The following is a 9,996-nucleotide window of genomic DNA, read 5'->3' as shown; positions in this document are numbered from 1 at the left end:
GGTGGTGCCGGGCGGGTGGTGCCGTGCGGATGGTGCCGTGCGGATGGTGCGGGGCGGTGCCGGAGGAATCTTGACCGATCCGGTGAGATTCTGCGCGCCGGAGGTGGAGCCCGGCGGGATTCTGTGCCAATCTGGTGGACATGGCAGCCATGACGTCCCCCATGACCCCGGTGTGTCGCCGGGTCGCGGGCGTCCTGTGCTGTTGTCGTCCCGCGGCCTGACTCGTGTCAACGGCCCGTCCATCGGGCCCCGCCCGGCGCCGACGGCGCCGCGACCGCCAGGGATCGACCACCATGACCAGCACCGTCCTAGTCCTGCACGCCCACCCCGACGACGAGGCGATCTTCACCGGTGCCGCCGTGCGCCTGCTCGCCGACCGCGGCCTGCGTGTCGTCCTCGTCACCGCGACCGACGGCGGCCAGGGCGTCCCGCGGGTCCCGCTGCGCACCGGCGAGACCATCCGCGACCGGCGCCTGCGCGAGCTCGAGGAGGCCGCCGACCTGCTCGGCGCCGCGCGCCTCGTCGTCCTCCCGTACGCCGACTCGGGCTGCCACGACGGCCCGTACCGGGCCGGCAGCCTCGGCGCGGCGGGCGTCGGCGACGTCGGCCGGCGGGTGCGGCAGGTCGCCGAGGCCGAGGGCGCCCAGGCGGTCGTCCACTACGACGGGCGCGGGGTCTACGGGCACGTCGACCACGTCCAGGTGCACCGGGTCGGCGCCCGCGTCGCCGCCGACCTCGGGCTCACCGGCTACGAGGCGACCGTCGACCCGCTCGTGCTGCGGGACGGCCCGCGGCACGTCCTCGCGCAGGCCGCCGGTGAGCTGCTCGACGTCGGCCTGCCGGCCGACGACATCACGTTCGCCGTCCGCGCGGACGACGCCGTGCTCGGCACGAAGATGCAGGCGATGGCCGCGCACGCGAGCCAGATCGGCCCCGAGTACCTCGACGGCACGGCCGAGGGCTACCGGCACGAGTGGTTCGTCCGCCGCGGCGCGGCCGGCCCGGTCGACGCGGCGCTCGCCGCGCACGCCGTCGCGGCCCCCGCGGTGACGGCGGCCGGGGCCGGTCGCCGTCGTGAGCTCGCGGCGGTGGCGTCGTGAGGGACCAGGTCCGCCCCGACGCCGTCCGCCCCGACGCGCTGCTCCCGGACGCCCCCGACCCGTCGTCCGCCCAGCTCGTGCAGGTCGCGGAGGTCCTCGCGGCGCGTGCCGACCTCTGGGACGCCCTCGCCGACCGGCTCGCACCCGACGAGCCGGCCCGGGTCGCCGGCGGCCGGGGCTGGGAGGCCTGGCTCGAGGCCGCCGACGGCGACGTCGTCCGGCTCGAGGTCCGCACCCGCCGGTCGGGGCGTCGTCCCCGGGCCGTGGCGCGCTGGCGCCGGACCCGGGCCGGGCTGACCCCGCTCGACCACGTCGACCTCGCCGTCGACCTCGAGGAGCGTGCGTCGTGACCGTCCTGCCCGCGGGAGCCGTCCTGGCGCCCGCCCGGTCGCTGCGCGCCGGTGACCCGGCGCCCGGGGTGCTCACCGTCGTCCCGCCCGACGAGGTGCCCGCCGGGGCCGCGGTCGTCGGGGTCGTCGTCCTGCTGCCGGCCCGGCCGGACCGGCCGGCCGACCTGCGTGCGGTCCCGGACGAGGTGCCCGCGCCGCCGGAGCCCGCCGTCCCGGTCCCCGACGCGTCCCACGCGCCCGACGTGTCGGGCACGGCGACCGGTGCGGTCCCCGCGCCCGCCCACGAGTGGGTCCGGCCCGGGCTCACGCTCGACCGGGCCGGCCGCTCCGTGACGCTCGACGCCGAGCCCCTCGACCTGACGCGCCGCGAGTTCGACCTCTTCGCGCACCTCGCGTCCCGACCGGGCCGGGTGCTCACCCGGGAGCACCTGCTCGCGACGGTGTGGGGGCACGCCGACCCGCGGTGGACGGGCCCGCGGACCGTCGACGTCCACGTCGCCCGGCTGCGCCGCAAGCTCGGCGGGCACGGCCGGCCCCTCCAGACGGTGCGCGGGGTCGGTTACCGCTGGGTGCCCTGACCCGGCATGGCCGGCCCGCGGGCGGGTACAGCCGCGGGCATGAGCGCAACCACGGGGGGACGGGCCGGCCGCGACGGCGGGCTCGACGAGCAGTACCCGGGAGCCCACGCCGGGCGCCCGCAGGAGGTGCCGGCCAGGGGCTGGTTCCAGATCGCCCGGCGCGGCTGGAAGGAGTTCCAGGCCGACCAGATGATGCTCATCGCGGCCGGGGTCGCGTTCTACGCGTTCCTGTCGCTCGTGCCGTCGATCGTCGCGGCCATGCTCGTGTACGGCCTGGTCACCGAGCCGTCGCAGGTGCAGGCCCAGCTCCAGACGTTCGCCGACGTGCTGCCCGCGTCCGCGCGTGACCTGCTCGACGAGCAGATGTCCTCGCTCGCCGCGGCGAACGACCAGGGTCTCGGGATCGGGCTCGTCGTCTCGCTCGTGCTCGCGCTGTGGAGCGCCTCGGGCGGCACCGGCAACCTCGTCACCGCGGTGAACACCGCCTACGACGAGGAAGAGACCCGCGGCTTCGTCAAGCGCAAGGCGCTCGCCCTCGGCCTCACCCTCGGTGCGATCCTCGTCTTCGTCGTCACCCTCGCGCTCGTCGCGGTCTTCCCCGCGGTCGCGAACGCCCTCGACCTGCCGACCCCGCTGCGGATCGGCGTCGAAGCGCTGCGCTGGGCCGTCGTCCTCGCCGTCGTCGGGCTCTCGCTCGCCGTGCTCTACCGCGTCGCCCCCGACCGCGACGCCCCGAAGCTGCGCTGGGTCTCCGTCGGCGCGACCGTCGCGGTCGTCCTGTGGATCGGCGCCTCCGTCGTCTTCTCCTTGTACGTCAACAACTTCGGCTCCTACGGCAAGACCTACGGCAGCCTCGCCGGCGTCGTCGTCCTGCTCCTGTGGCTCTGGATCAGCCTGGTCGCCGTGCTCCTCGGCGCCGAGATCAACGCCGAGTCCGAGAAGCAGACCGTGCAGGACACGACCCATGGTCCCGACCGCCCGATGGGCGAGCGGGACGCCGTCAAGGCGGACCTCGGCCCGGCGGACCCGGAGCCCGCGGACGGCGACCCCGCGCGGTCGCGGTAGGCGGACGGCGTCCGCCGGCACGCAGCAGACGACGGGCTGGCGGCGGTGCTCTGCTCCGACCTGCGCCGCGCCCGGCAGACCGTGGAGATCGCGTTCGAGGGCGCCGGCGTCCCGGTCGAGTTCGACAGCAGGCTGCGCGAGTGCGACGACGGGGATCTCAACGGCGCCGGCCCGGGCTACTGCACCGCCGCCCGCTCCTGCTGCGCCGACGCCTCCGTCACCGTGAAGTCCGCCGGGTCCAGCCGCGCCGTCCGCCGCCGGTACTCGCCCGCCGACCCGGGCCAGTTCGTCACGACCCGCCCCGACGCCGTCCGGTACCAGCTCGTGCATGCGGTCCAGACGGACGACGCCAGCCGGGTCTGGATCTCCGCGTCGTACCGCTCCTCGACGTCGGCGCGCACCTCGAGCCGTCGGCCGCCGTCGAGGGGCGTCCCCGGCCGGGAGCCCAGCAGCGCCAGCGCCTGCACGAGGTAGCGGCACTGCGCCTCGAGGAAGAACACGACGGACGTGTTGCCCGTGTTCGTGTTCGGCCCGTAGAGCACGACGAGGTTCGGGAAGCGCGGCACGGTCATGCCGAGGTGGGCGCGGGCGCCGTCCGCCCAGACCGTGTGCAGGTCGGCGCCGTCGCGTCCGGTCACCTGCAGGGGCACGAGGATCTCGGTCGCGGCGAACCCGGTCGAGAGCACGAGGACGTCGCACGGGTGCTCGCGCTCGCCGCCTGCGTCGCGGGTCACGACCCCGGTCGAGGTGACGCGCACGACCGGGTCGGTCACGAGGTCGACGTCCGGGCGGCGCAGCGCCGGGTACCAGGTCCCCGTGAAGAGCACCCGCTTGCAGCCCATCGGGTAGTCCGGGGTGACCTTCGCGCGCAGGACCGGGTCGGGCACCTGCAGCCGGCGCTGGGCGGTCGAGAGCCAGCGGACGGCGCGGCTCGACACCGCCTTGCCGCGCACCGCCCGGCCGGTCACGACGGTCGCCATCCAGAAGCCGCCGCGCTGCACCTGCGTCGCACCGGGCACGTGCCGCGAGATCCACCGCGTCACCGGCCCGTAACGGCGGTCCGGCTTGGGCAGCACCCAGGGCGGGGTCCGCTGCAGCACCGTGACCTGCGCGGCGCGGCCGGCGATCGCCGGGACGACCTGGATCGCGCTCGCGCCGGTGCCGAGGACGGCGACCCGCCGGCCGGTGACGTCGACCGCGTCGTCCCAGCGGGCGGTGTGGAACGCCGGCCCGGCGAAGCCGTCGAGTCCCGGGATCTCGGGCACGACGGGCCGGGAGAGCTGCCCGACGGCCGGGACGAGCACCTGCGCCTCGAAGACCCGCCCGTCGGCCGTGCGTGCGGTCCAGAGCCCGCGGGCGTCGTCCCAGGCGGCGCTCTCCACGGCCGTCCCCAGCCGCAGCGACCGGCGGACGTCGAAGTCGTCGACGCACCGCTCGAGGTAGGCGCGGATCTCGTGGTGCGGCGGGAAGCGCCGGCTCCACGCCGGGTTCGGGGCGTACGAGTAGGAGTAGAGCATCGCGGGGATGTCGCAGGCGCAGCCCGGGTAGTGGTTGTCCCGCCAGACCCCGCCGACCCGGTCCGCCGCGTCCAGGACGAGCACGTCGTCGTCCGCCCGGTAGCCCGCCCGGCGCAGCGCGAAGGCGGCGCCGAGGCCGCCGAACCCGGCCCCGACGACGAGCACCCGGCAGCGCTCGACGGCCTCCCGGGCCGGGCCGGCCCCGCCGTCGGCGATCGTCATGCGGCCGGACGCTAGCACTCTGTTGGCAGCCTGCCAACAGTCCGCCTCGGCCGTCCGGCACGACGCAAGGCTGCGCCACGAGAGCGACGTCACGCAGATGTCTCCCCACCCTTGTTACTGGGTAGTAGGGTTCCGCGCATGGCGACTGCTTCCACCACCACAGAGATCGCGGCGGACCCCGCCGCCGTCTGGGCCGTCATGGCCGACCCGACGAAGATGGCCGACTGGGTCTCGATCCACCAGGGCTTCGTCGGCGAGCCTCCGACGGCGTTCGAGCTGGGGACGACGTTCACCCAGCGCGTCTCGATCATGGGCATGCCCGCGGACGTCGCGTGGACCATGTCCGAGGTCACCGCGGGCGGCGGCTCGACGATGTCCGGCAACGGCCCGATGGGCATCGGCGTCACGAACGTCTACGCGCTCGCGCCGTCCGGCGCCGGCACGGCGGTGACGTGGACGATGACCTTCTCCGGCGGCATGGTCATGGCCGTCGGCGGCCAGATCGAGGCCCAGGTGTCCGCCGCGCAGCGGACCAGCCTCGACGCGCTGAAGAAGATCGTCGAAGCCTGACCCGGCGCGGGACCCGTTCCCGCGCAGGGCTTCCGTGCGCGCGCTCAGCCGGCCGCGGCGACGTCCTCGACGATCGTCAGCAGCGTCCGGCTGAGCAGCGCGTGCGCCTGCTCGCGCGTCATGGCCCGGCGCACGAGCCACTCGTGCGCGGCGACCTTCGCCATGCCCGCGTGGGCGCGCACCATCGCGCGGACGTCCTCGGTCGGCTCGATCCCGAGCAGCGCGAGCACCTGGTCCGCGGTCCGGTCGTCGGCCTCCTCGAGGACCCGCACGACGTCCGGGTCGCGCCCCAGAACCTCGGCGTTCACGGCGGCGAACCACGCGCTGCTGTGCCGCTGGACGACGTCGAGGAACCACCCGACGCACGCCTCGACCCGCTCCTCGCGGGTGCCCCGGGGCAGCTGCGCGAGCGCGACGTCCGGCACGGTGACGAGCGCCCGGACGACCTCGAGGTACAGCTCCTTCTTGGTGCCGAAGTAGTGGTTGATGAGGCCGCGCGCGACCCCCGCCTCGCGGGCGATGTCCGTCGTCGACACCTCCGCGTACGCCCGCTCGCCGAACAGCCGGACGGCGCAGCCGAGGATCTCCCGCCGGCGCTCGTCCGGCTCGAGCCGGCGCCGGCCGGTCGCCGTCGTGGTCGTCACGGGGTCGACTCCTGCGGCGCGGCCGTGGCCCACCGCAGCGCCGCCGGCGCGGACGCCGGGACGACGGGCGCCCGCGGCGGCACCGGCGCCACCCGCACGTAGGCGGCCCCGCGCGGCGGTCGTGGGTCGTGGTCCCCGGCGTTGGGCCACAGCGAGAGCGCGCGCTCGGCCTGGGCGGTGATCGTCAGCGACGGGTTGACGCCGAGGTTCGCCGAGATCGTCGAGCCGTCGACGACGTGGATCGCGTCGTAGCCGTGGAGCCGGTGGTACGGGTCGACGACGCCCTCGGCCGGGGTGAGCCCGATCGGGCAGCCGCCGATGAAGTGCCCGGTGAGCGGCACGTCGAACAGGTCGGTCACCGAGCCGAGCGGCACGCCGTCGATCTTCTCCGCGATCCGCCGGGTCACCTCGTGGCCGGCCGGGATCCACGTCGGGTTCGGGGCGCCGACGCCCTGCTTCGAGGTGACCCGGCGGCGGCCGAGCAGCCCGCGCCGGGTGAACGTCGTGATCGAGTTGTCGAGGGTCTGCATGACGAGCAGGACGACGACCTGCTCCGACCAGCGCCGGGGGAGCAGGGCGCCGGGCAGGTGACGGCGGATCCGCCACAGCTCCCGCGGGACGGCGGCCCACCGCCGCCGCGTGCCGGTGCCGGGGTCGGCCGGGTCGGCCCCGTCGACGAGCACCGTCGACAGCAGCCCGAGCAGGTTCGACCCCTTGCCGTAGCGCACGGGCTCGATGTGCGTCACCGGGTCGGGGTGGATCGACGAGGTGATCGCGACGCCCTGGGAGAAGTCCGCGCCGCGCCGCGTCGTCCGCGGTCCGAGGATCGCCTCGGAGTTCGTCCGGCTCAGCTCGCCGAGCCGGGGCGAGACGTCCGCCAGGGTGCCCTCGTCGCGCATCGCGTGGAGCAGTCGCTGGGTGCCGAGCGCGGCCGCCGCGAGGACGACGTGCCGCGCGGTGAACGTCCGCCCGTGCCGGCCCTGCCGGGCGCCGACCCGGGCGCCCGGCCGGTCCGTCGGGCGGGTCTCGACGGCCCAGCCGTGGGCGCCGCGGGCCGGGGCGCCGTCCGGGCCGGGCAGCGGCCGCACCCGGACGGCGGTCGTCAGCGGGTGCACCCGGGTGCCGGCCGCCTCAGCGAGGTGGAGGTAGTTCTTCGCGACGGTGTTCTTCGCGCCGACCCGGCAGCCGACCATGCAGTTGCCGCAGTGCGTGCACGTCGTCCGGGCCGGCCCGGCGCCGCCGAACCAGGGATCGGCCAGGGCCTGGCCGCGGGGCGTCCCGGGCGGGCCGAAGAACACCCCCACCGGTGTCGGCCGGTAGGTGTGCCCGATGCCGAGGTCCTCCGCGACCTCGCGGAGCACCTCGTCGGACGGCGTCGTCAACGGGTTCGTCGTGACGCCGAGCATCCGGGTCGCGGTGTCGTAGTGCGGGGCCAGCTCGGCCTTCCAGTCGGTGACGTGCGCCCACTGCCGGTCGAGGTAGAACGCGTCCGGCGGGGTGTAGAGGGTGTTCGCGTAGACGAGCGAGCCACCGCCGACGCCGGCCCCGGAGAGCACGAAGACGTTGCGCAGCAGGTCCATCCGCAGGATGCCGTAGCAGCGCGCCGCGGGGTTGAACAGGTACCGGCGGACGTCCCAGGACGTCTTCGCGAAGTCGTCGTCGGCGAACCGCCGGCCGGCCTCGAGGACGCCGACCCGGTAGCCCTTCTCGGTGAGCCGCAGCGCGGTGACGCCGCCGCCGAACCCCGAGCCGACGACGAGGACGTCGTAGTCGAACCCGTCGGTGCCGGGCCCGGTCGCCCGCGTCCGCCTCGACGTCATCGCCACCTCCGGCCCGCGTGGGGCGCCCGTGCGCTCCGCCCGCACCGTCGCACCGTTGTTGTCAGAGTGTCAACAAGGATCGCCCGGCGGCCCTAGCCTGACGGGCGTGGAGATCGTCGCGGGCTGCGCCGTCGAACGCACCGGTTCGGGTGAGCCGCTCGTCCTTCTGCACGGCATCGGCAGCCGGCGCCAGATCTGGGACCCGCTGCTGCCGGGGCTGACCGGGGTGCGCGAGGTCATCGGTCTGGACTTCCCGGGGTTCGGCGCGGCGGCCGCCCTGCCGTCCGCGGAGGGCCGCTTCCCGGCCGGGTCGGTCGAGGCGCTCGCGGACGCCGTCGAGGCGGTCTGCGCGGCGCTCGACGTCGACCGGCCGCACGTCGCGGGCAACTCCATGGGCGGTGCGGTCGCTCTCGAGCTGGGCCGCCGTGGCGCCGCCCGCTCCGTCACCGCGTTCTCGCCCGCCGGGTTCTGGGGCCGCGGCGGTCTCGCGTGGTGCCGCAGCCTCATCACCGGTGCCCGGGGGCTCGGTGGCGTCGTCCCCGCGGGGCTCGTCCGCACGCTCGCCGCGAACCCGGTCGCGCGGCCGGTCGTCTTCGGGCCCTTCTCGGCGCACCCGCGCCGGACCGGCGCGGACGCCCTCGCCGCGGACGCCGCCGCCCTCGTCGCGGCGTCGGGCTACGCCGACTCCGCGCGGGCCTTCGCCCGGCTGTCGTGGGCCCGTGCGCTCGGCCCGGACGGCGAGGGCCCGGGCGGTCTCGCCCGGATCCCCGTCGTCGTCGCGTGGGGCACCCGCGACCTCGTGCTGCCGTACCGGCCGCAGGCCGGCCGGGCCCGCGCGCTGCTGCCGGCGGCGGTGCACGTCCCGCTGCCGTCCTGCGGGCACATCCCCTTCGCCGACGACCCGCAGGCCTGCCTCGGCGCGCTCTTCCGCGCCTCGGCCCGGGTCTGACGGGGGTCTCAGCCGTCCTGCGCGGCGCTGCCGCGCAGGACGGCCGACATCTTCTTCCCCCGGGCGAGCTCGTCGACGAGCTTGTCCAGGTAGCGGATCCTCTGCATGAGCGGGTCCTCGATCTCCTCGACCCGGTGGCCGCAGATCACGCCGGTGATGAGCGACGCGTGCGGCGTGAAGGCCGGGGCCTGCGCGAAGAAGGTCTCCATGTCGACCTCGTCGGCGAGCACCTTCTCCAGCCCGGCGGCGTCGTAGCCGGTCAGCCACTCGATGACCTCGTCGACCTCCGCCCGGGTGCGGTTCTTGCGCTCGGCCTTCGCGACGTAGTGCGGGTAGATGCTCGCGAAGCTCGTGCCGAAGATCCGGTGCCCTGCCACGGTCTGGCTCCTGTCTCGTCGTCCGTCGTCGGGGGTGCCTATTTCACCTCGCGGCGGGACAGGACGGCGAGCCCCACGGCGAGCGGGAGCGCGACCCACAGCGCGTTCGAGGTCGCGAGGTGCGCCCAGTCGGTGCCGGTCATCGCCCCGCGGACGAGCGTCTCGCCGGACGTCGACGGGTCGAGCCACGGTCCGATCCGGCGCAGCCCGGGGGTGAGGTTCGCGACGAACACCCAGGCGATCGGCAGCACGAAGTACGCCGAGACGGCCAGGGCCGGGCTCGACAGCAGCAGGCCGAACGCGATGCCCTGGAGCACGGCGAGCAGCAGCGAGAGCGCGAACCCGCCGAGCGACGCCCAGGCCGGCGACCAGTCCGCCGGGACGTCGCGGGTGAGGGCGGCGATCCCGTGCGCGGCCGCTCCGAGCGCGACCGCCACGACGAGCCCGACCGCCGCCCACCAGCTCGCCGCGAGGACCTTGGCGGCGACGACCCGCCACCGCCGCGGCTCGACGGCGTACGTCACGAGCGCCGTCCGCTGCGACGTCTCAGCGGTGACCGTGAGGATGCCGAGCACCGGGTAGAGCAGGAGCAGCACGGTGCTCGTCACCGCGACGAGCATCCCGAACGTGAGGTCGCCCGGCTCGCCGAAGCGCAGCACGAGGCCGAGGGCGACGACGACGAGCGCCGCGATGGTGACGAGCAGCCAGCGGCCGGAGCGGGTGTCGACGACCTTGCGCGACTCCAGCCGGACGAGCCGCGCGAACGGCACCCCGGCCGGGCCGTCGAGGTCGATGGGCGGGAGG

General features: G+C 75.7%; 11 protein-coding genes and 1 pseudogene. 7 read left to right on the top strand and 5 right to left on the bottom strand.

The genetic code is table 11. From position 1 onward, the window contains the following. Positions 1–293 precede the first annotated feature (293 nt). The 5 genes and pseudogenes from ECOMGDLI_RS04035 to ECOMGDLI_RS36660 form a co-directional block, all read left to right on the top strand. Entirely contained in the window at positions 294–1,100 is an 807-nt protein-coding gene (locus ECOMGDLI_RS04035; RefSeq protein WP_088314028.1) for a PIG-L deacetylase family protein, read from the top strand. Beyond that, on the top strand, positions 1,097–1,450 hold the full coding sequence (locus ECOMGDLI_RS04030) for a hypothetical protein (protein ID WP_088314025.1): 354 nt from the start codon (positions 1,097–1,099) through the stop codon (positions 1,448–1,450). Before ECOMGDLI_RS04035 ends, ECOMGDLI_RS04030 begins: the two co-directional genes overlap by 4 nt. Then, complete coding sequence (locus tag ECOMGDLI_RS04025; RefSeq protein ID WP_233153307.1) at positions 1,447–2,028, top strand: winged helix-turn-helix domain-containing protein; 582 nt, start codon at positions 1,447–1,449, stop codon at positions 2,026–2,028. The genes ECOMGDLI_RS04030 and ECOMGDLI_RS04025 overlap by 4 nt, the downstream gene beginning before the upstream one ends. Positions 2,029–2,067: 39 nt before the next feature. Continuing rightward, entirely contained in the window at positions 2,068–3,093 is a 1,026-nt protein-coding gene (locus tag ECOMGDLI_RS04020; protein ID WP_088314038.1) for a YihY/virulence factor BrkB family protein, read from the top strand. Positions 3,094–3,114: 21 nt separating this feature from the next. Then, positions 3,115–3,249, top strand: a pseudogene (locus tag ECOMGDLI_RS36660) (histidine phosphatase family protein); the annotation flags it as partial. Positions 3,250–3,269: 20 nt separating this feature from the next. Here the strand turns inward: ECOMGDLI_RS36660 and ECOMGDLI_RS04010 are convergent. Then, positions 3,270–4,832, bottom strand: a complete 1,563-nt coding sequence (locus ECOMGDLI_RS04010) for an NAD(P)/FAD-dependent oxidoreductase (RefSeq protein WP_088314022.1) — start codon at positions 4,830–4,832, stop codon at positions 3,270–3,272. Positions 4,833–4,970: 138 nt separating this feature from the next. Here ECOMGDLI_RS04010 and ECOMGDLI_RS04005 point away from each other — a divergent pair, with 138 nt between their 5' ends. After that, positions 4,971–5,402, top strand: a complete 432-nt coding sequence (locus ECOMGDLI_RS04005; protein ID WP_088314018.1) for an SRPBCC family protein — start codon at positions 4,971–4,973, stop codon at positions 5,400–5,402. A 44-nt stretch (positions 5,403–5,446) separates the two neighbouring features. On the opposite strand, the gene ECOMGDLI_RS04000 is transcribed toward ECOMGDLI_RS04005, so the two are convergent. Both ECOMGDLI_RS04000 and ECOMGDLI_RS03995 read right to left on the bottom strand, forming a co-directional pair. After that, positions 5,447–6,046 (bottom strand): TetR/AcrR family transcriptional regulator, encoded by a 600-nt coding sequence (locus tag ECOMGDLI_RS04000; protein ID WP_088314035.1) that lies wholly within the window; start codon positions 6,044–6,046, stop codon positions 5,447–5,449. Continuing rightward, a complete protein-coding gene (locus ECOMGDLI_RS03995) occupies positions 6,043–7,866 on the bottom strand; it encodes a GMC oxidoreductase (RefSeq protein WP_088314014.1) in 1,824 nt (607 codons plus the stop codon). Before ECOMGDLI_RS03995 ends, ECOMGDLI_RS04000 begins: the two co-directional genes overlap by 4 nt. 106 nt (positions 7,867–7,972) lie before the next feature. Here ECOMGDLI_RS03995 and ECOMGDLI_RS03990 point away from each other — a divergent pair, with 106 nt between their 5' ends. Further along, complete coding sequence (locus tag ECOMGDLI_RS03990; protein WP_198954523.1) at positions 7,973–8,815, top strand: alpha/beta fold hydrolase; 843 nt, start codon at positions 7,973–7,975, stop codon at positions 8,813–8,815. Positions 8,816–8,823: 8 nt separating this feature from the next. On the opposite strand, the gene ECOMGDLI_RS03985 is transcribed toward ECOMGDLI_RS03990, so the two are convergent. After that, positions 8,824–9,192, bottom strand: coding sequence for a DUF2200 domain-containing protein (locus ECOMGDLI_RS03985; RefSeq protein ID WP_088314011.1), 369 nt, complete (start codon positions 9,190–9,192; stop codon positions 8,824–8,826). 38 nt (positions 9,193–9,230) lie between these two features. Then, on the bottom strand, positions 9,231–9,996 hold a 766-nt coding region (locus tag ECOMGDLI_RS34420; protein WP_088314008.1), incomplete at its 5' end, for an ABC transporter permease.

The sequence above is a fragment of the Kineosporia sp. R_H_3 genome, from assembly GCF_002198675.1.
GTDB lineage: Bacteria > Actinomycetota > Actinomycetes > Actinomycetales > Kineosporiaceae > R-H-3.
The sequence above is the reverse complement of the archived record's forward strand: the minus strand, read 5'-3'. Positions and strand labels throughout refer to the sequence as shown.

Bases quoted from the DNA above. Each gene is read 5' to 3' on its own strand.
- ECOMGDLI_RS04020 (WP_088314038.1), top strand. From the start codon at position 2,068: ATGAGCGCAACCACGGGGGGACGGGCCGGCCGCGACGGCGGGCTCGAC.
- ECOMGDLI_RS04035 (WP_088314028.1), top strand. From the start codon at position 294: ATGACCAGCACCGTCCTAGTCCTGCACGCCCACCCCGACGACGAGGCG.
- ECOMGDLI_RS04005 (WP_088314018.1), top strand. From the start codon at position 4,971: ATGGCGACTGCTTCCACCACCACAGAGATCGCGGCGGACCCCGCCGCC.
- ECOMGDLI_RS04010 (WP_088314022.1), bottom strand. From the start codon at position 4,832: ATGACGATCGCCGACGGCGGGGCCGGCCCGGCCCGGGAGGCCGTCGAG.
- ECOMGDLI_RS03995 (WP_088314014.1), bottom strand. From the start codon at position 7,866: ATGACGTCGAGGCGGACGCGGGCGACCGGGCCCGGCACCGACGGGTTC.